At 65.7% G+C, this 18,600-nt stretch carries 18 protein-coding genes; 7 read left to right on the top strand and 11 right to left on the bottom strand.

Annotation, left to right across the window (positions count from 1 at the left end; translation table 11 throughout):
- Positions 1-262: 262 nt before the first annotated feature.
- The 3 genes from ACX80V_RS05345 to ACX80V_RS05335 all read left to right on the top strand — a co-directional run bounded on the left by ACX80V_RS05345 (position 263) and on the right by ACX80V_RS05335 (position 2,963).
- Positions 263-721 (top strand): Lrp/AsnC family transcriptional regulator, encoded by a 459-nt coding sequence (locus tag ACX80V_RS05345; RefSeq protein ID WP_181037261.1) that lies wholly within the window; start codon positions 263-265, stop codon positions 719-721.
- Between the two features lie 107 nt (positions 722-828).
- Complete coding sequence (locus tag ACX80V_RS05340) at positions 829-2,313, top strand: WXG100 family type VII secretion target (protein ID WP_485842272.1); 1,485 nt, start codon at positions 829-831, stop codon at positions 2,311-2,313.
- A gap of 137 nt (positions 2,314-2,450) precedes the next feature.
- Positions 2,451-2,963, top strand: coding sequence for a hypothetical protein (locus ACX80V_RS05335; protein ID WP_485842271.1), 513 nt, complete (start codon positions 2,451-2,453; stop codon positions 2,961-2,963).
- A gap of 37 nt (positions 2,964-3,000) precedes the next feature.
- On the opposite strand, the gene ACX80V_RS05330 is transcribed toward ACX80V_RS05335, so the two are convergent.
- The gene (locus ACX80V_RS05330) at positions 3,001-3,456 is read right to left on the bottom strand and encodes an Lrp/AsnC family transcriptional regulator (protein ID WP_083510350.1); all 456 of its coding nucleotides are present in this window, start codon (positions 3,454-3,456) and stop codon (positions 3,001-3,003) included.
- A 105-nt stretch (positions 3,457-3,561) separates the two neighbouring features.
- Here ACX80V_RS05330 and ACX80V_RS05325 point away from each other — a divergent pair, with 105 nt between their 5' ends.
- Positions 3,562-4,215: a LysE family translocator gene (locus tag ACX80V_RS05325; protein WP_254749773.1), complete on the top strand. Its 654-nt coding sequence runs from the start codon at positions 3,562-3,564 to the stop codon at positions 4,213-4,215.
- On the opposite strand, the gene ACX80V_RS05320 is transcribed toward ACX80V_RS05325, so the two are convergent.
- From ACX80V_RS05320 to ACX80V_RS05295, 6 genes are all read right to left on the bottom strand, one after another.
- On the bottom strand, positions 4,212-4,589 hold the full coding sequence (locus tag ACX80V_RS05320; protein ID WP_485842270.1) for a YybH family protein: 378 nt from the start codon (positions 4,587-4,589) through the stop codon (positions 4,212-4,214). The two genes, ACX80V_RS05325 and ACX80V_RS05320, sit on opposite strands and share 4 nt — an antisense overlap.
- A gap of 93 nt (positions 4,590-4,682) precedes the next feature.
- Positions 4,683-5,648, bottom strand: coding sequence for a hypothetical protein (locus ACX80V_RS05315; RefSeq protein ID WP_485842269.1), 966 nt, complete (start codon positions 5,646-5,648; stop codon positions 4,683-4,685).
- A 35-nt stretch (positions 5,649-5,683) separates the two neighbouring features.
- Positions 5,684-6,184, bottom strand: a complete 501-nt coding sequence (locus ACX80V_RS05310; protein WP_485842268.1) for a DUF456 domain-containing protein — start codon at positions 6,182-6,184, stop codon at positions 5,684-5,686.
- 118 nt (positions 6,185-6,302) lie between these two features.
- Positions 6,303-7,502 (bottom strand): NAD(P)-dependent malic enzyme, encoded by a 1,200-nt coding sequence (locus ACX80V_RS05305; protein ID WP_485842267.1) that lies wholly within the window; start codon positions 7,500-7,502, stop codon positions 6,303-6,305.
- 290 nt (positions 7,503-7,792) lie between these two features.
- Positions 7,793-8,401: a TetR/AcrR family transcriptional regulator gene (locus tag ACX80V_RS05300; protein WP_485842266.1), complete on the bottom strand. Its 609-nt coding sequence runs from the start codon at positions 8,399-8,401 to the stop codon at positions 7,793-7,795.
- A gap of 102 nt (positions 8,402-8,503) precedes the next feature.
- Positions 8,504-9,808: an MFS transporter gene (locus ACX80V_RS05295; RefSeq protein WP_485842265.1), complete on the bottom strand. Its 1,305-nt coding sequence runs from the start codon at positions 9,806-9,808 to the stop codon at positions 8,504-8,506.
- A 137-nt stretch (positions 9,809-9,945) separates the two neighbouring features.
- Here ACX80V_RS05295 and rraA point away from each other — a divergent pair, with 137 nt between their 5' ends.
- The 3 genes from rraA (at position 9,946) to ACX80V_RS05280 (ending at position 13,875) form a co-directional block, all read left to right on the top strand.
- Complete coding sequence (gene rraA, locus ACX80V_RS05290; protein WP_252599619.1) at positions 9,946-10,440, top strand: ribonuclease E activity regulator RraA; 495 nt, start codon at positions 9,946-9,948, stop codon at positions 10,438-10,440.
- Positions 10,441-10,583: 143 nt separating this feature from the next.
- Positions 10,584-12,233 carry an MDR family MFS transporter gene (locus ACX80V_RS05285; RefSeq protein WP_485842264.1) on the top strand — a complete coding sequence of 550 codons (1,650 nt, stop codon included), beginning with the start codon at positions 10,584-10,586 and terminating at the stop codon, positions 12,231-12,233.
- A gap of 202 nt (positions 12,234-12,435) precedes the next feature.
- A complete protein-coding gene (locus tag ACX80V_RS05280) occupies positions 12,436-13,875 on the top strand; it encodes a sugar porter family MFS transporter (RefSeq protein ID WP_485842263.1) in 1,440 nt (479 codons plus the stop codon).
- Positions 13,876-13,885: 10 nt separating this feature from the next.
- Here ACX80V_RS05280 and ACX80V_RS05275 read toward each other — a convergent pair whose 3' ends face one another.
- The 4 genes from ACX80V_RS05275 to ACX80V_RS05260 form a co-directional block, all read right to left on the bottom strand.
- On the bottom strand, positions 13,886-14,407 hold the full coding sequence (locus ACX80V_RS05275) for a GNAT family N-acetyltransferase (protein ID WP_485842262.1): 522 nt from the start codon (positions 14,405-14,407) through the stop codon (positions 13,886-13,888).
- Positions 14,408-14,586: 179 nt separating this feature from the next.
- Positions 14,587-15,750: a mannitol-1-phosphate 5-dehydrogenase gene (locus tag ACX80V_RS05270; protein WP_485842261.1), complete on the bottom strand. Its 1,164-nt coding sequence runs from the start codon at positions 15,748-15,750 to the stop codon at positions 14,587-14,589.
- The gene (locus ACX80V_RS05265; protein ID WP_485842260.1) at positions 15,750-17,798 is read right to left on the bottom strand and encodes a PTS mannitol transporter subunit IICBA; all 2,049 of its coding nucleotides are present in this window, start codon (positions 17,796-17,798) and stop codon (positions 15,750-15,752) included. Before ACX80V_RS05265 ends, ACX80V_RS05270 begins: the two co-directional genes overlap by 1 nt.
- Positions 17,799-17,847: 49 nt before the next feature.
- Positions 17,848-18,576 carry a TetR/AcrR family transcriptional regulator gene (locus ACX80V_RS05260; protein ID WP_252599625.1) on the bottom strand — a complete coding sequence of 243 codons (729 nt, stop codon included), beginning with the start codon at positions 18,574-18,576 and terminating at the stop codon, positions 17,848-17,850.
- Positions 18,577-18,600: the final 24 nt, after the last annotated feature.

The raw sequence follows: 18,600 nt of genomic DNA, 5'->3' as shown, positions 1-18,600 counted from the left end.
TCGGTGGCTCAGGGGCTCTTGCCGTGTGTGCAGAATGACCGTGGTGTGAACAAAGTGTCAATCAGAGGCGTCCTCCTTGCGGGAGGCGGTGTCCAGTTGCCGGGTGGTGTGCCGGAGTTCCTGTAGCCTGCGGGATTCGGCGGTAGCCTCAACCCTTGTTGCCACAATTTGAGCAGACGCCATACAGTTGGCACAACTAGCAAGCATTTCGTTGGTCAGTCTGACCAATAGGGACCACAAGCTCCGACAGGAACTGATCAGATTGCAGCAATTGGACGCCACGGACAAGCGCATCCTCAATGCCCTGGACGAGGACCCGCGCGTCCCCATCATGGTGCTGGCCCAGCGGCTGGGCCTGGCGCGCGGGACCGTCCAGTCGCGCCTGGAGCGGATGACGGCGTCGGGCGCTCTCCGTCCCAACAGCAGCCGCGTGCTCCCCTCCGCCCTGGGCAGGGGTGTGGCCGCGGCCGTCAGCGCCGAACTGGACCAGAGCCACCTCAACGAAGCCATCGCGGCCCTGCGAGAAATCCCCGAGGTCCTGGAATGCCATGCGCCTGCCGGCGACACCGATCTGCTGATCCGCGTGGTGGCCACCAGCCCGGACGACCTCTACCGCGTGTCCGAAGAGATCAGGCTCTGCCCCGGCATTGTCCGGACGTCCACCAGCATGTTCCTGCGGGAAGTCATCCCGTACCGGACCACCGGACTGTTGCAGGACTGAGTTCCGTCTCTCCGGGCCCGCACTCGACCCCGCACGGGGAGCTCTCCCCATCGCCCTCGCGGACGCATCGCAGCTAGGCTGGCACGGGAATCCATTCAGGGGGAAATATGGCGGGAAACTTTTACGGCGGCGACGTTGCCCAGTTGCGGCAGCTCGCCAAGGACCTGGCAGGCGGCGCCACCAGGTTGAGCGTGCTCGGCCAGCAGCTCAGCAGCGTCATCGGCACAGGCGCTTGGAAAGGGCACGACGGCGAGCGCTTCCGCAGCGACTGGACGTCATCGCACATGAAGCTGCTGAAGTCCGCAACGGCAGGGTTGGAGTCGGCCTCCAAGACGGTGCTCGCCAACGCCGACGAGCAGGAGAAGGCCAGCGACGGGGCTGGCTCGGGCAGCGGCTCCGGGAGTGGTGGCAGCGGTTCCGGGAACGGCGCTGCCCAGGACCTGACGGACCGGCTGATCGGCATGACCCCCGAAGAACGCCAGTCCTACCTCGGCAGCGAGGAATTCAGGCAGTGGGCGCTTGAAAACCCCGAGGCCGCAAAGGCCGCCATGGATGCGGCCGCCGATTCGGGGCTGATCGACAAAAGCTCCGAGGAATACGCGGATTTCCTCAGCGACTACTGGAACAACCAGGCCATGCTGGACATGGGCATCGACCCCGCCAGCTGGGACACCTCCAAAGGCACAGAACACAACTGGGAGACCATCAAGAAGGTCTACGACTTCTACGGCCAGGCATACCTCTCCAGCCCGGACCTGCAGTGGGCCGGTATGGCCAACATGATCGGCCCGTCCTTCGCGGGCGGTTTTAAGGACATGGCAATGCTGCGGGACCTCGCCCAGCAGATCGCGGACAATCCGGCCTCGGACATCCCGCTCCCCATCCTTGACCAGATCGAACAGCTCGCCGGCATGACCGACCAGGAGATCCGTTACTACGAGACCAGCATGCTGGATATGAACAAGGAGATCTTCCTGGACCAAGCCCGCCAACATGAGGCCTACATGAACGGCGGAATCGAGGAGATCAATAGACTGCGGGACTCGGGTGCCATCGATACGGGTACCGCCGAGGAATGGGCGAAGATCGATTCCGGCGACCCGGACCTGATCCAGGAAGGCAACACCGCCCTCCTGTACCGCGAGCAGAACGAAATCATCGCGGACGACTACGACGACATGCGGAACCACCCTGGCGGAGAGGCCGTGACGTACATGGTCACGTTAGCTGGCGAGCCGTCCATCCCGGGCGCAAAGAACTACCCGGAAGTCTTTCCCTACACCTTCAGCGTGGAGAGCCCCGGCCCGGAAAACGTGCCCTTCACCAACTGGGACAACCCCACCCAGTTCCGCACCGACTTCACCACCGGCTTCCCAGATGGGAACATCTCCAACGCGGACCAGCGGTGGGAGCTCATCCGGCAGGACACCCTCCCGGCATACCAGAACCTCCTTGCGACGGATCCGGGACGTGCGGAGCAGATTATCGGTTCGGACTTCAACGACCGCGTGGAGCAGCACCGCCCCACCAACAACATCCCCGGCATCATGGACCGCTTTGTGGATGGCTTCGGCGCGGAGGTCCACCAGTGAATGGCACATGCCCAACCGCACCTCGGCGCCAGAGGCGCCATCCCGCGGTCGTACTCCTCGCCCTTTCCGCTTGCCTCGCCCTGACGGGCTGCCAGATCAGTGGCACCACGAACGAACCGACCTCTCAAGGGAGCACCATGAGCACCTCGGAATTTTCCACCCTCGACGCTGCCGGCGTTGACCGGATCCGTGACTCCAAGACCGCACGGCTGGACATGAGTTCGGGAAAGCTGGAAAAGGCTGCTGTCCGGGTCACGGAAGACAGCTATGGGCCCGAGATCAACACCAGGGACTCGGGAAAGATCAAGCTCACCATCGTTGCTCCGAGCGGCGAGATCAGTGGGGAAACGGACCGCATCCGCTTGAACACCACGAACAAGCGGCCGGACTTCAGCGAGGTCACTTACTTCCTCACAGCTGGCTCTCCTGACGAGTATTTTGAGCTCATCCGGGACGGTGTGGCGCGGTACGGGATTGACGGCGACTCGGCAGAACGCTGGATCGCCGGCGCCCAGCGGGACCCGGAACGAAAGACTAATTTCTCCATCACGTCGGGTACGTCAACGGGCCTGGACGTGAACTACGACCTCCGGTACGACGGCGGCAAGGACACCCAGGTGATCATCGTCCACGTCCGCCCCACGGACTGAGGCAACGCAGGACGGACGCATCTCAAGGGCACAAGCGCTAAAGCGGCGGGCCCGCATTGGACTTGATGTTCTTCATCACCAGCGTGGACGTCAGCCGCTCAACCCCGGGCAGTGACGTGAGCTCGGCGTCGTAGAAGCGCTGGTAGCCGGGCAGGTCCTCGGCGATGACCTTCAGCAGATAGTCCGGGGAGCCGAACAGCCGCTGTGCCTCCACGATGTTGGGATTGTCCGCCACCCGGTTCTCGAAGATCTCCATGGTGGAGCGGTCCACCTGGCGCAGAGTCACAAAGACAATGGCCTCAAAACCCAACCCGACGGCGGCCGGATCGATGTCCGCCTTGTACCCGCGGATCACGCCCGACGTCTCCAAATCCCGGAGCCTCCGGTGGCATGGCGCCACCGTGAGCCCGACCTTCGCGGCCAGCGCCGTTGCGGTCATCCGGCCATCCTCTTTGAGGTGGCGCAAAATGTTTCTGTCAATATGGTCAATCACGCAAATATCTTACCAATTCAGACTCGAACTGAGCGAAAAGGGTAAGCACTTATGGCCGGAAACTTCATAAGGTTTGTCCTGTACCTAATCGGACAGGAGCCCGCCATGAATCCCCAGTTGTTTTTCGCCTTTGTGCTGGTGGCAGTCGCCCTCGCCTGCACCCCCGGCGTGGACTGGGCCTACTCCATCACCGCCGGGCTGCGGCAGCGCAGCTTCGTCCCGGCCGTGGCCGGACTCTGCGGCGGCTACCTCCTGCACACACTGCTGATGGTGGCAGGCCTCGCGGCCCTGCTGTCCGGCCTGCCCGGCGTCCTGGGCTGGCTGACCGTGGCCGGCGCGGGCTACCTGCTGTGGCTGGGCATCAGCACCCTCCGCTCCTGGCGCGGGGCCTCCTTCAGTGCGGCAGACGCCGTCGGGAAGCCCGCCAACCAGCTCCGCACCTTCCTTCAGGGCATGGGCACCAGCGGTATCAACCCGAAGGGGCTGCTGTTCTACGTGGCGCTGGTGCCGCAGTTCGTCAGCCCGGAGGCCTCCCTCCCGGTCCCCGTCCAGTCCGGCCTGCTGGGCCTGACGTTTGTCCTGCTGGCCGGAACCGTCTACACCTGCGTGGCGCTGCTGGCCCGAAAACTCCTGCAGTCCCGGCCCGGCGCCGCGCGGACAGTCACCCTGGCCAGCGGCATCATCATGGTTGCCCTCGGCGTGGTGCTCCTCTCAGAGCAGCTGGTTCCGCTGGTTGCCGGGCTCACGCAGCAAACCTAGGCCTTGCGCTCCATAAACCATTCCGTGAACTCCGACGCCCGACCGTCCGGTTCAAGGCGGATGACCCACAGGTTGTCGTAGCTGGGACTATCACCAAGGTAGTCCGTGAAACCCTGCACAAAGGCCAGCCCGCCGTCGGTCCCCAGCCCGCTATCCGCCCCCAACAGTGTCCAGTCGAAGGTCCAGTTCCCGGGGTCGTCCCGCGCCTCCAGCCAGCCGGCCACGATCTGCTCGCGGCCCCGCCATGCGTCGGCATCGTGCGGCCGGGTGGCGTAGACGGCTTCCTCGGTGAACAGCGCCCTGATGTCCTCCGGGTCGTTGGAGGTCCACGCCGCGATGTACTTTTCCATCCAGGACCGGACTGCGTCGCTCATGCCTCCGTTGTACTCCGGGGCGGCCTGGTCCACAAGGCAAGTCCACAAGGCAACGCCACCAGGCAGGTCCCTAAGGCCGCCCGCACCCGAAGCCTATTTCCCGTCCAGGTTTTCCCACTCCTGCTCCCACAGCCGGCGCTCGTCGATGTCCTTGCGGATGACTTCGAACGTTTCCAGCTCCGCCGGCCGGCCGCGGAGCCAGTCCCGCGGGTTGAGGGATTTGCGGCCGTTGTCGAGCACCAGCAGGGCACGGTCGGTGAGGGCGTCGTTGCGGAGCACCACGTCCGTTTTCCGACGGCGGAGCACCTCCTTCAGGGCTTCGTGCGCCTTTGCGTGGGCGCCGAGCCGCCGGAGCGCACGCCCGCGGAGCAGCAGCAGGGCCGCCGAGAGGTCGTCGGAGTTCAGCAGCCCCTCCGTCCAGATCACCACTTCCTTGTCGCGTCCCAGCGCGAACGCCAGTGCGCAGCGGGCCAAGGCTGAAGGCAACGACGGCGGCAGCCCGGCCACCGTCTGCAGCGCGGCTTCCAGCTGGCCCGTCTCCCGCAGGGAGTGCGACAGGGCCAGGAAGACTGATTCCTGGCTGAACAGCACTGGGACTTCGATGCGTTCGGCAACCTCCACCCGGGTGACCACCCGTGTAAGGTACGTGGCCGCATACTGGTTGGCGTCGTCGTCGTTCCTGATGGACAGGCCGCGCTGGAGGAGTTCGGACGCGCGCAGGTAGCCGCCGTGCTGGTACGCCAGGAGCCCGGCCATAACGGAGCAGAGCCCCGCCCAGCCCGGATAAGCGCGCCCCACGGCGATGAGCCGCTCCGGTTCCCTGCTGGTGAAGATGGCATCGTGGACTGCTTTGGGCGCCTTGCCCGGCATCCGCTTGAGCCTGGGGACCTCGCCGTCCACGGCAATCAGCGCGGCATCCCGGCCGCCCAGCACTCCGTGGATCAGCCCGCCCACACTGCCGGCGAGTTCCCGGACGGGGGTCTGCAAGTGGACGTGCCCGAACGGCGTCAGGTCACGGGTGTCCCGGTAGATCGGTCCTCTGGCATCCCCCGCGGTCATCTCTCCATGCTACGTGGCGGACCTACGTGGAAGCCCTACGTGGCCGCCGCGACCCAGAGCCCGATCACCCAGGTGCTGGCCGCCAGGCACGCCAACCCGAACTCCACCAGCATGCCTAGGCCGGTGGCCTTCAGGGCGGCCCAGCTGGTGGACGTTGCGGTGCCGAAGTTCCGGGTGCGGAGGAACTCGCTGAGCAGCAGTCCCACGGCGAAACCCACAAAAAGCCCCACCACCGGGATGACGAACATGCCGGCCACACCCGCTGTCAGGCCGATCACCACACTGCGGTTGGGAATGCTGTGCTCCCTGAGCTTCCGTCCGGTCAGCACGGCGCTGGCAGCCATACCGGCCAGCACAAACACCATTCCCATCGCGAAGACCACCCAGCCCGTGGTCCCGGCGCCACCCCAGATGGCCCACGCCAGCAGGCTGAGCCCGATCAGGAAGCTGCCGGGCAGGATGGGGATGATGGTGCCGGCCACACCCACCAGGATCGCCAGGCCGCACAGGATGCTCACCACGGTTTCGGAGTTCATGAGCCCCAGTTTAGGGCGGCGCAGCGGTGAGCCCGGCAGCTTAACGCCCGACGGCGGCGTCTCCCCTGCGCGAGGAGGCACCGCCGTCGAGCGTTATGTCAGGTTGTGGCGGCGGAGGTTACTCGGCTTCCACGGCGGCGGCCACGGCGGCCGTCACTGCCGGGGCAACACGCGGGTCCAGCGGGCTGGGCACAATGTAGTCCACCGAAAGGTCAGCTTCCGCGAGTTCGGCAATGGCTCGTGCTGCGGCAAGCTTCATGGCGGGCGTGATCCGGCGGGCACCGGCATCCAGCGCGCCGCGGAAGATTCCAGGGAAGGCCAGGACGTTGTTGATCTGGTTAGGGAAGTCGCTCCGGCCGGTGGCCACTACAGCGGCGTACTTGGCGGCCACCTCGGGCAGGACTTCGGGGTCCGGGTTGGAGAGGGCGAACACGATCGAGCCGGCCTTCATCAGCTTCAGATGTGCCTCGTCCAGCTTCGAGGAGGAAACCCCGATGAACACGTCTGCACCGAGCAGCGCTTCGCCCGGGCCACCCGTGACACTGCGGGGGTTGCTGCGCTGCGCCATCTGGGACTTTTTGCTCTGCGGGTCGGCGGCGATGTCCGCCCGCTCCCGGTTGATGACGCCCTTGGAGTCGAGCAGGACAACATCCGTGATGCCGGCGGCGAGCAGGATTTCGGCGACGGCGATGCCAGCGGCTCCGGCGCCCGAAACCACCACACGGAGGTCTGCGAGTTCGCGGCCGGTGACCTTGGCGGCGTTCGTCAGGGCGGCGAGGGCCACCACCGCGGTGCCGTGCTGGTCATCATGCATGACCGGGCAGTCCAGTGCCTCGATCAGCTTCTCTTCCAGCTCGAAGCACCGGGGGGCCGAGATGTCCTCAAGGTTGACGGCGCCGAAGCTGGGGCGAAGACGGACCAGGGTTTCCACGATCTCGTCAACGTCCGTGGTGTTCAGGACCAGGGGAATGGAATCCAGCTCGCCGAAGGTCTTGAACAGGGCGGACTTGCCCTCCATCACGGGCAGTGAGGCGGCGGCGCCGATGTTGCCCAGACCCAGCACTGCGGTACCGTCGCTGACCACAACCACCAGGCGCTGCGCCCAGGTGAGGGTCTTGGCGAGTTCCGGGTTGTTGTGGATGGCGCGGCTGACCTCGGCCACACCGGGGGTGTAGGCGATGGACAGGTCGCGCTTGTTGGACAGCGGGACCGTGCTGGTCACCGAGAGCTTCCCGCCCTGGTGGGCGTCGAAGATCTCGGCCTCGCTCAGGGCAGTGGCTGCTGAATTGTCGGTGGGTGCGATTACGTCAATGGACACGTCGTTGTCTCCTGGGGCTAGCCGTGGGCGCACGGCGCAGAAAGGCTCAAGCACAGGGAGGCTCAAGGTGGTCATATTCGGCGCTTCGTGGGCCCAATGGTGGCGGGCCCGGGGTGAAGCCCTTGCAGATGCTGGTTGCCAGCCACTCCGGTCCTGCCATAATAATCAGCGCTAGCGGGCCAAAAAGTGCATTTGGACGTCGAGGAGTGTGCCAAATCGTTTAATCAGGCCGTTTTGTGACCCACGTCACGGCATAAAGACGTATTTATTGGCCGATTGGTCTAGACCAGTTACGCCGATCGGTGGGCCCCGCGGGCCCCCGCAGCCACCGGAGCAAGCAGGGTGCAGGCCTTTTTGAGGTCTTCTTCGGCCTCAAACAGCGAGAGCCGGCGGTTGCGGACGGACTGGACCAGACCAGTGACGGTCAGCAGGAGCACCCGGGCCGCCACGGCGTCGTCGGAGGCGGTGGCCACAGCTGTTTCGCTCAAGGCATCGATTTCATGCAGGAGTGCCGTGGTGTCCTTGTCCTTGAGGTACACGCAGCGGCTCAGGCACTGCTCAACGGCAGGCTGCATCACCCGCATATGGAAGATCTCCATCACCACGCCAGTGAGGGCCCGGCCGCCGAAGCTGGCCGTCGAAGTGCGGGCCCGCGACTGAAGCTCGTCCAGCTGCTGGCGGTAGAGGGACAGCATCAGGTGGTTGGCCGTGGGGAAATAGCGATAGACGGTGCCCAGCGGCACGCCCGACTTTTCCGAAATTTCCGCGAGGTCCACCGACTCCAACCCCTTGCGGGCAAACCCTGCGGCAGAATCAAGGACGCGCGTGTAGCGCAGCCGCTGGCGCGGCGTGGAGGGCCGGGCGGCCATGGACGGGTGGGCTGAAAGGGTCTCGGGCATCAGGATTCCGGGGTTGTGTACTTATGGTGCAGCGGCAGGGAGAGTCCCCATCCCGTGTGCCTGCAGTCCGCCTCAACTATACGGCACAGGCAAATGCCGGAATCAGGCGACGCCCTTGATCTTGACCACGAACACGGCGCCCAGCAGGCCGATCACGGCGGCCGTAATGAACAGCGTGACGTACCCGCCGAAGTGCGTCACCGCGAGGAAAGCGAGGCCTGTCGCGAACACCTGCGGCAGCGAGGCGGCCACGTTAATGACCCCCATATCCTTGCCGCGGTCGGCGGCCTGCGGCAGCACCTGCGTCAGCAGCGCAAAGTCAACGGCTTGGTAGGCGCCGAAGCCGATACCCAGGATGCCGGCCCCAACCAGGGCGCCGGTCCACACGGGGAAGAACGCCATAGTGAGGCCCGCCATGGCGATCATGACGGAGGAGGCGATGACGAAGGGCTTTCGCTTGCCCACCCGGTCGCTCCACGGCCCCGCAATCACCGCAGTAACCATCACCAACACCGCATAAATGCCGGTCAGGATCAGGACTCCCAGCGCCGGGTTCTCAAGCTTGAGGACGTCCCCGAGGAAAAAGATCAGGTAGACAATGGTCAGCTGGTTGCAGACGTTGACCAGGAAGCGGGTGAGCCAGGCCCAGGCGAAGTCCGGGTGGCGGGCCGGGCTGATCCAGAAGCCACGGAGGAAGCTGCCCCACGAGAACGGCGGCCGGAGCTCCCTGGGCAGCGGCGGGTCATTCCGGTGGAACAGGTACGGCACCACGGAGAACAGCAGGGCGGCCGCACACATCGCGTACCCCACCATGAAGTTTCCCGACACGACCGCCCCGAAGACTGCGCCCAGGAGGATGCCCGCCGTTTGGCCCAGGGCCGCCAGTCCCCCCACTCCGCCGCGCTGCAGCACCGGCACCCGGTCCGGGATGGCGGCGGTGATGGCCGCATAGGCCGCGTTGGCGCCCAGCTGGACCAGGCACCAGAACAGCACCATCAGGGCAACAGCCGTGGCCCCGGACAACGCCAGCAACGCTGCCGTGGCCAGGACGGCACCGGCCAGGACCCAGGGGGAACGCCGGCCGAAACCCGAGACCGTCCGGTCGGACAGCGCCCCGAACAGCGGATTGGCCACCAGGGATACGGCGGCGCCGCACCCAAGCACAAGGGACAGGATGGCTTCCTTGTTGGCCTCGTCGACGCCAATGGCCTGCTGGCTGATAAAGATGTTGATGGGCCCGAAGAACGCGGCATTGATGCCAACATTGACCAGCACCAAGCCGGTCACCCAGCGCGCAGTGACCCTCTGCGTCGGCTCGGCGAGTGCCGCCGTCGGGCCTTCCGCTCCCGCTTCGGGAGCCGATGCGGCGCTGGGATCCGGTACTGCGGGTGTGTCGGACAGGCTCATGGCTGGTTCCCCCTGGAACGGTTGGTGATGCTGAAAATCAGACTATCGTGGGCTGCACCGCCCCGCTTTGTTATTCGGAGCCCAACTTGTGCGGCTAAGGAAGCGCGGAGCCCGCCACGACAACACCTGGAGATCCAATGACCGCATCTGCTGGCAACACCAACAGCCCCGTCAACACCGCCGATCTGTACGATGAGCGCGGCGAGGACCTGGCGTCCGTTTCACTCCAGTTCCAGTCCCTCGGCGGCCGTTCACACTTCAGCGGCCCGGTTCGGACTATCCGCTGCTTCCAGGACAACGCCCTGGTCAAGTCCACCCTGGCCACCCCCGGCAATGGCGCCGTGCTGGTGGTGGACGGCGGCGGTTCGCTGGGCACAGCCCTGATGGGGGACATGATCGCCGAGAGCGCCGTGGCGAACGGCTGGGCCGGCGTCGTGATTAACGGCGCCATCCGCGACCGCGAGGCGATCGCCCAACTGGATCTGGGCGTCAAGGCGCTAGGCAGCAACCCGCGCAAGAGCGCCAAGGCCGGCGCCGGTGAGGTTGACGTGGACGTAGTGCTCGACGGCGTGACCTTCCGTCCCGGTGTCACCGTCTGGTGCGATCCGGACGGCATCCTCGTGGAGCGCTGATTTGGGTCCTCCAGTTCGGGCGGGGGCCCGGGCGGGGGCTGCCCGTCCGGAAGAAAGATCTGGCTGCGGGAATGAAACGCGAACTAACATAGTTACTGAAAGCAACTATCGAGCGTTATCCCTTTTTCTTTCCTGGAGTAGCCATGTCCAAAACAACCGCTGTGCGTGCCGCCGGCGAAACCCTGACACAGCGTCAGATCGTCACGGTGATGGTGGGGCTCATGCTGGGCATGTTCCTGGCATCCCTGGACCAGACCATCGTGTCCACGTCCATTTACACCATCGCCAACGACCTCGACGGGCTGTCCCTCCAGGCGTGGGCCACCACCGCCTACCTCATCACCTCCACCGTCAGCACGCCGCTGTACGGCAAGCTGAGCGACATTTTCGGCCGCCGCCCGCTGTACCTGATCGCCATTGTGATCTTCCTGGTCGGCTCGCTCTACGCCGGCTCCGTGCACTCCATGACGGAACTGGCCATCGCCCGCGGCGTCCAGGGCCTGGGCGCCGGCGGTCTCCTGGCCCTCGCGCTGACCATCATCGGCGACATCGTGTCCCTGAAGGACCGTTCCAAATACCAGGGCTACTTTATGTCCGTGTTCGGCATCTCCTCCGTGCTCGGCCCGGTGGTGGGCGGCGCTTTCGCAGGGTCTGCCAGCATCCTGGGCTTTGACGGCTGGCGCTGGGTGTTCTTCATCAACCTGCCCATCGGCCTGGCGGCCCTGGCCGTGGTGTTCATGTTCCTGCACCTGCCGGCCAAGCACGTGAAGCAGAAGATCGACTACTTCGGCGCAGCCGCCATCACGCTCGCCATCGTCCCGCTCCTCCTGGTGGCGGAACAGGGCCGCAGCTGGGGCTTTATGTCACTGAACTCCTTCCTCTGCTACGGCCTGGGCGCGATCGGCATCGTCTGGTTCCTGCTGGCTGAAAAGCGCGCCGGCGACTACGCCCTGATCCCGCTCCGGCTCTTCCGGAACGCTACTTTTGGCCTGTCCTCGCTGCTGAACTTCATCATCGGCATCGGCATGTTCGGCGCCATCGCCATGCTGCCCATGTACCTGCAGCTGGTCAAGGGGCTCACGCCCACCGAAGCCGGCCTGATGATGATCACCTTCACCCTCGGCATCCTGACCGGTTCCATCACCGCGGGCCGCACCATTTCGGCGTCGGGCACGTACCGGATCTTCCCCATCGTGGGTACGGGCATCCTCACCGCCGCCGCGCTGGTTATGGGACTGTCCCTGGGCGTGGACACGGGCCTCTGGGTTCCCGGCGTGATCGCCGTGTTCTTCGGCATGGGCCTGGGGTTCTGCATGCAGCCGCTCACGCTGGCCATGCAGGTCTCCGTGCCCCCGAAGGACATGGGTGTAGGCACCTCCTCCGCGGCGTTCTTCCGGTCCATGGGCGGCGCGGTGGGCACGGCCGTGTTCATCTCCATGCTGTTCAGCCTGGCCGCGAGCCGGATCGCCGAAACGATGAAGTCAGCCATGTCCAGTGCCGACTACCAGGCCGTTCTGCGCGACCCGGCCGTGGCCGCGGACCCCGCCAACGCCAAGCTGTACGAGTTCTTCCAGAACGGGGCATCGAACGAATCGCTCAATGACACCAGCTGGCTCCATACGGCCAACAGCGTGCTGACCCGCCCCATCACGGAGGGCTTCGCGTACGCGATCGACACCGTGATGATCACCGCTGCTGTCCTCACCGGGATCGCGTTCCTGATCAGCTTCGCCCTGCCGAACAAGAAGCTGACGGATCCGAAGGTCGCCAAAGAGCCTGTGGCGGCGCACTAAGCCGCTGCCCTGAGACGGAAGACGACGACGGCGGCGCACCCCGCCGTCGTCGTCTTTCTGTTTCGGCGGGCACAGGTCCGAAGTGGAACGGCGGGCGGTGACGTGCCACACTGTTTAGCGCGTGTGCGCCGGCCTGTGAGCCGGTACCGCAGCCGACGACGTCCGCACCGCATCCACCCGACCCCCAAACCCAGGGAGCAACATGCCCACCGCCAAGGAGCAGACCACCGCCAAGATCCCGCAGCGGGTGATCTGGCTGGCACTCGCAGGCGCGGTGGGCGGCTTCCTGTTCGGCTTCGACTCCTCCGTGGTGAACGGTGCAGTGGACGCCATCAAGGATGAGTTCGCGCTCTCCGAGGCCATCACCGGCTTCGCCGTGGCCATCGCCCTGCTGGGCTGCGCGGCAGGCGCGTTCCTCGCCGGCAAAGTCGCCGACCGCTACGGCCGCATCCCCGCCATGAAGCTCGGCGCGCTGCTGTTCCTGGTCAGCGCCATAGGAACCGGCTTCGCCTTCGGCGTCTGGGACCTGATCTTCTGGCGCCTGGTGGGCGGCCTGGGCATCGGCCTGGCCTCGGTGATCGCACCGGCCTACATTTCCGAGATTTCCCCGCGGCAGGTCCGTGGCCGGCTGGCGTCGCTGCAGCAGCTGGCCATCACCACCGGTATCTTCGCCGCACTCCTGTCCGATGCCCTCTTCGCCACCACCGCCGGCGGGGCGGACCAGGCCTTCTGGCTGGGCCTGGAGGCCTGGCGCTGGATGTTCCTCGCCGCAGCGGTTCCCGCCGTGGTTTACGGCTGGATCGCTTACACCCTCCCGGAATCCCCGCGGTTCCTTGTGTTCCAGGGCAAGGAAGACGAAGCCCGCAAGGTGTTCGACTCCATCGCCCCGTCCGAGGACACCGACCGGCACATCCGCGAGATCCAGGATGCCATCGACGAGGACAAGCTGTCCGGCCAGAAAGGCTCGCTCCGCGGCAAGACCTTCGGCCTGCAGGCAGTGGTCTGGGTGGGCATCGTCCTTTCCGTCCTGCAGCAGTTCGTTGGCATCAACGTGATCTTCTACTACTCCACCACGCTGTGGAAGGCCGTCGGTTTCCAGGAGAAGGACTCGCTCACCATCTCGGTGGCAACCTCCATCACCAACATCCTCGTGACACTCGTGGCCATCGCCCTGGTGGACCGGATCGGCCGCCGCCCCATTCTCCTGGCCGGGTCCATCGGCATGGCAGTCTCACTGGGCACCATGGCGCTGGCGTTCTCCGCCGCGGTCGGTTCAGGCTCCGAGATCTCCCTGCCGGGCGTCTGGGGTCCGGTGGCCCTCGTGGCGGCCAACATCTTTGTGGTCAGCTTCGGCGCGTCCTGGGGCCCGCTGGTCTGGGTGCTGCTCGGTGAGATCTTCCCGTCCCGGATCCGTGCCCGCGCCTTGGGCCTGGCCGCAGCCGCGCAGTGGGTGGCCAACTTTGCCATCACGCTCAGCTTCCCCGTGATGGCCGCCGCTTCCCTGCCCCTGACCTACGCCATGTACGCGCTGTTCGCGGCGGCGTCGTTCTTCTTTGTGATGTTCAAGGTGCCGGAGACCAACGGCATGTCCCTGGAGCAGGCCGAGACGCTGTTTGTGCCCAAGGGTTCCAAGAAGGCATAGCGTCCCCGGGTCAGAGCGTGAGCTTCATGCCCTCATGGCTGGCGTCAAAGCCGAGCCGCTCGTAGAACCGGTGGGCGGCCGTCCGCGACTTGTGCGTGGTCAGCTGCAGCAGCGTGCAGCCGCGGCGCCTGGATTCCTCGATCGCCCACCCCACCATCAGGTTTCCCAGGCCCTGGCCACGAAGGCTGCCCGCCACGCGGACCGCCTCAAGCTGCGAGCGCCAGGAGCCCTGCCGCGAGATGCCGGGCAGGAAGCTCAGCTGGAAGGAGGCCACGACGCGGCCGTCAGCTGCCCCAGCCGGAACGAACTCGCCCACCACCAGCAAGTGGCACGGGTCGGCGTCGATCGCTTCGAAGGCCCGCTCGTAGGGCTCCATCCCGTGGCCCAGTTCGCGGCTGGCGCCCAGGGAATCGTCGGCCAGCAGAGCCACGATGGCGGGCAGGTCTCCGGACACGGCGTGCCTGAGGCGGAAGGTCCCGCCGTCGACGTCGGCAGTCAGCAAGGCGGTCAGGGCGCCGGGGTTCGTGGTCATCTCCCCAGCATTCCACAAGGCTTGCGACCCTATCCCCCCGAGACCCTCTCTCACTTTCGGTGCCTTAAACGCCAACGCTCTCTCATCCAAGTGAGAGAGCGTCGGCCAAAACCCGCAGGACGTGAGAGAGCGTTCCGGGAAACCCGCAGGAAGTGAGAGAGCGTCCTGGGGGTGGAGGGTCAGGCCGGGGCCTTCGCCCCTTCCGCCTGGCGTTCCTCCACCAGCGTGGACACCGCCGCGAACAGCGGGTGCTCCGGCGCCAGCCCTGTGATCTTGGCCGTGGCGTCAGCCGCCGATGATGCCGCCAGGATCTGCGCGAGCTCGGTGGCCTCGGCGTCGGCGGGGTCGGTGAAGCGCAGGGCAGCGGCGATGGCACCCAGGAGCGCCTCCGGCACGATCCCGCGTTCGGCCAGTTCGGCAGCCGGGCCGATGAACCGTTCGTGCCGGCTGAGCTTGCGCATCGGGGCGCGGCCCACCCGGTTCACGGTGTCCGGAAGGTGTGGGTTGGAGAACCGGACCAGGATCTTCTGGACGTAGGCTTCCTGCTCGTCGTTGTTGAAGCCGTGCTTGGCCACAAGGAGCTGCTTGGTTTCCTCCAGGACCGCGCGGACGTCTTCCGCCACGTCCTGGTCGGCCATGGCCTCGGAGATCTTTTCCAGCCCGGCCTCAAAGCCGAAGTACGCAGCGGAGGCGTGCCCCGTATTCACGGTGAAGAGCTTCCGCTCGATGTAGGGCGAGAGCTCGTCCACGAAGGTTGCGCCCGGGATGACCGGGGCCGCATGGCCAAACGCTGTCCGGTCGATGACCCACTCGTAGAACGTCTCCACCGTGACGTCCAGGCCCTGGCCCGGCGCCTGGTTGGGCACGATCCGGTCCACGGCGGTGTTCGCAAACACCGCCGCGGCGTCCAGGGACCCGGCGGCGTCGTCCCAGAGGGCGGCGACTTCGGCCCGCAGGATGTCCGTGGCGTTGATGGCGTTCTCGCAGGCCATGACCTGCAGCGGCGCCAGCACGGCAGCCCGCGCCGCGATGCCCTTGGTGATGGCGGGGGCCACGAACTTCAGGATGTGCGGCCCCACGGCGGTGGTGACGATGTCCGCCGTCGCGATTTCCCGCACCAGCTCCGCTTCCTGCGTGCCGGAGTTCAGCGCGCGGAAGTTGTCCACCGTCCGGACGGTGGGGTTCTCCCCCACCTCGTGGACGTTGTAGCTGTCTGCTGCCGCGAGCTGGTCGATGAGCGCGTCCGCGACATCCGCGAAAACCACCTCATAACCGGCCTGGTGCAGCAGCAGCCCCACAAAGCCGCGGCCGATGTTCCCGGCTCCGAAATGTACCGCCTTCACTATGCGTTCACCTTTCCGAACAGCTCCAGGACTTCCTCAACGGACGTGGCCGCTTCCAGCTGCGCCACCTGGGCCTTGTCGGTGAAGACCTTCGCGATGGAGGACAGGATGTGGAGGTGTTCGTTGTTGATGCCGGCCACGCCCACCACAAACTTGACCTGCTTACCGTTCCAGTCGATGCCGTCCGGGTAGCGGATCACGGACACCGCGGACTTCAGGATGTGGTCCTTGGCGGCGTTGGTGCCGTGCGGGATGGCCAGGAAGCTGCCCATGTACGTGGATACGGATTCCTCGCGCTCGTGCATGGCCGCGAGGTAGCCCTCGTCCACGGCGCCGCGGGCCAGGAGAAGCTGGCCTGCTTCGTCGATGGCCGCGTCACGGGTGGTGGCTGTGCCGTTGAGGATGACGCTGTCGGCCACGAGGATGTCGGAGGGCGCGACGGCGGTGGGTTCCGTACCGCTGGCAGCGGCGGGTGCCGCATCCACCGGGGCACTGGCAACGTGCGCGCCGTGGCCGGCGGCAGCTGCGGTGCCGGCAGCACCGGCGTCGGGCGTTGCGCCTTCGGTATTGTGCTCCTTGACCAGCTCCACAATCTCGTCGTACCGCGGGCTGTTCATGAAGTTATCCACCGAGAAGTGCGCGGCGCTGGACGTGACGGGCTTGGCGCGTTCGGTCAGGTCCTGGTGCGTGATCACCACATCGTAGGTGTCACTGAGGTTGGCGATCGCGGCATTGGTGACCTTGACGTCCGGGAACCCGGCAGCCTTGATCTTGTTCCGCAGCACCGAGGCGCCCATGGCACTGGAGCCCATGCCGGCGTCGCAGGCGAACACGATGTTCTTGATGGGGCCGGCCAGGACAGCCGTGCCCACGCCTGCACCGGCGCCGGTCAGCACCGACGAGACGGAGCTCTTTTTGCCCTTCATCGCTTCCATCTTGGACGTGGCATCGCTCAGGTCCACCTCGTCGCTGTGCTTGGTGGTTTTCAGGATCACCGAGGCCACCAGGAACGAAACCGAGGTGGCGAGCACCACCGCGAGGATCACCCCGACGTAGCTGTCACGGGAGGTCTGGGCGAGCACGGCGATGATTGAACCAGGCGCCGCCGGCGCAACGAGGCCGGAGCCGGTGATGGCCAGGGTGGCGATGCCCGTCATGCCGCCGGCGATCGCGGCCAGGATCAGCAGCGGGCGCATCAGGACGTACGGGAAGTAGATTTCGTGGATGCCGCCGAAGAAGTGGATGATCGCTGCGCCGGAGGCCGAACCCTTGGCCAGGCCCTTCCCGAAGAACATGTACGCGAGCAGGATGCCCATGCCGGGGCCGGGGTTGGCTTCAAGCAGGAACAGGATGGACTTGCCCTGCTCCAGCGACTGCTGGATGCCCAGCGGGGTCAGCACGCCGTGGTTGATGGCGTTGTTCAGGAACAGCACCTTGGCGGGCTCGATGAAAATGCTGGTGAGCGGCAGCAGGCCATTGTTGACCAGGAACTGGACCACGTTGCCGGCGGCCGTGCTGAAGGCCTGGACCAGCGGCGAGATGCCGTAGAAGCCCAGCATCGCCAGCAGCGCGCCCCAGATACCGGCCGAGAAGTTGTTGACCAGCATCTCGAAGCCGGGGCGGATCTTGCCCTCCCACAGGAGGTCGATCTTCTTCATGGTCCAGCCGCCGAGGGGGCCCATGATCATGGCGCCGATGAACATCGGGATGCCGGCGCCCACAATGACGCCCATGGTGCCGATGGCTCCCACCACGCCGCCTCGGACGTCGTAGACCATCCGGCCGCCGGTGTAGGCGATCAGCAGCGGCAGCAGGTAGGTGATCATGGGGCCAACGAGGCCCACATTGGGCACTCCCTCGGCGTTGGTGTCGAAGCCGCCGAGGGCAGGGACCGGGATCCAGCCCTTCTCAATGAAGAGGGCCGTGATGAGGCCCCACGCGATGAACGCGCCGATGTTGGGCATGATCATGCCGGACAGGAACGTCCCGAACTTCTGGACGTGAACCCGCAGGCTGGTGCGGGGTTTCGCAACTGTCTCTGTTGCCATGTGCTTTCCTAACCGTCATTCCTGCTGCAGCGCAGGATGGGTCCGATACTTACGACGAGGTGCTGGTGGAGATTCGGTGAAGCCATTCGAGGAACAGTTTGAGTTCCGAGCTTGAAAGCTGGTCTGAGTGCGAAGCCTGAAGTGCGGCATTCAGGGCAATCGCTGCCACCACTACCGAGGACTTGCCGGAGTCTTCCGGCGCGGCCCCTTCGGCCTGTGCCGCAGACACCGCAAAGATCATGGCGTCCCGGGTCATGGTGGACAGTTCAAGGTTCCGTTCGGCGGCGGGTTCCGCAATCAGCATCAGGGTCACACCCACGTTGGCGGCCAGGATGGACCTGGCTGCTTCGCGCGGCTGGACGTTCAGCTGGCCCGCTGCCGCTGCCTTGTTCAGCATCTCCTCCATGAGCGCCTCGGCATCGGCAACGATGGCGGGGCGGCTTTCCGGGCGGATATTGCCGAACATCACCAGGTACAGTTCCGGCTGCTTGAGCCCGAACTGGACGTGGTTATCCCACATCCGCCGGATGTCTTCCAGCGGATTTCCGGACGGGGCGAAGTCCCTTTCGCCCGCAACATACTCTTCAAAACCTGCGGCGACGACGGCGTCGAAGAGACCTTCCTTGTCACCGAAGTGGTGGTACAGCGTGGGCGCCGTAACCCCTGCCAGCTGCGTGATCTGGCGGGTGGAGACGGATGCTCCCGCGGACTTTGCCAGCAATTCGGCCGCTGCACGCAACAGACGCATTTTGGGGGGAAGCTGGCCATCCAAACTCATAGCCGCTACCCTATCACCTATAGC

It is taken from the genome of Pseudarthrobacter arbutini (assembly GCF_054510915.1).
The sequence above is the reverse complement of the archived record's forward strand: the minus strand, read 5'-3'. Positions and strand labels throughout refer to the sequence as shown.

What these genes read in the sequence shown, in the direction of transcription:
- ACX80V_RS05340 (WP_485842272.1), top strand. Translation starts at nt 829, where the DNA reads ATGGCGGGAAACTTTTACGGCGGCGACGTTGCCCAGTTGCGGCAGCTC.
- ACX80V_RS05335 (WP_485842271.1), top strand. Translation starts at nt 2,451, where the DNA reads ATGAGCACCTCGGAATTTTCCACCCTCGACGCTGCCGGCGTTGACCGG.
- ACX80V_RS05325 (WP_254749773.1), top strand. Translation starts at nt 3,562, where the DNA reads ATGAATCCCCAGTTGTTTTTCGCCTTTGTGCTGGTGGCAGTCGCCCTC.
- ACX80V_RS05320 (WP_485842270.1), bottom strand. Translation starts at nt 4,589, where the DNA reads ATGAGCGACGCAGTCCGGTCCTGGATGGAAAAGTACATCGCGGCGTGG.
- ACX80V_RS05315 (WP_485842269.1), bottom strand. Translation starts at nt 5,648, where the DNA reads ATGACCGCGGGGGATGCCAGAGGACCGATCTACCGGGACACCCGTGAC.
- ACX80V_RS05310 (WP_485842268.1), bottom strand. Translation starts at nt 6,184, where the DNA reads ATGAACTCCGAAACCGTGGTGAGCATCCTGTGCGGCCTGGCGATCCTG.
- ACX80V_RS05300 (WP_485842266.1), bottom strand. Translation starts at nt 8,401, where the DNA reads ATGCCCGAGACCCTTTCAGCCCACCCGTCCATGGCCGCCCGGCCCTCC.
- ACX80V_RS05295 (WP_485842265.1), bottom strand. Translation starts at nt 9,808, where the DNA reads ATGAGCCTGTCCGACACACCCGCAGTACCGGATCCCAGCGCCGCATCG.
- rraA (WP_252599619.1), top strand. Translation starts at nt 9,946, where the DNA reads ATGACCGCATCTGCTGGCAACACCAACAGCCCCGTCAACACCGCCGAT.
- ACX80V_RS05285 (WP_485842264.1), top strand. Translation starts at nt 10,584, where the DNA reads ATGTCCAAAACAACCGCTGTGCGTGCCGCCGGCGAAACCCTGACACAG.
- ACX80V_RS05280 (WP_485842263.1), top strand. Translation starts at nt 12,436, where the DNA reads ATGCCCACCGCCAAGGAGCAGACCACCGCCAAGATCCCGCAGCGGGTG.
- ACX80V_RS05275 (WP_485842262.1), bottom strand. Translation starts at nt 14,407, where the DNA reads ATGACCACGAACCCCGGCGCCCTGACCGCCTTGCTGACTGCCGACGTC.
- ACX80V_RS05265 (WP_485842260.1), bottom strand. Translation starts at nt 17,798, where the DNA reads ATGGCAACAGAGACAGTTGCGAAACCCCGCACCAGCCTGCGGGTTCAC.
- ACX80V_RS05260 (WP_252599625.1), bottom strand. Translation starts at nt 18,576, where the DNA reads ATGAGTTTGGATGGCCAGCTTCCCCCCAAAATGCGTCTGTTGCGTGCA.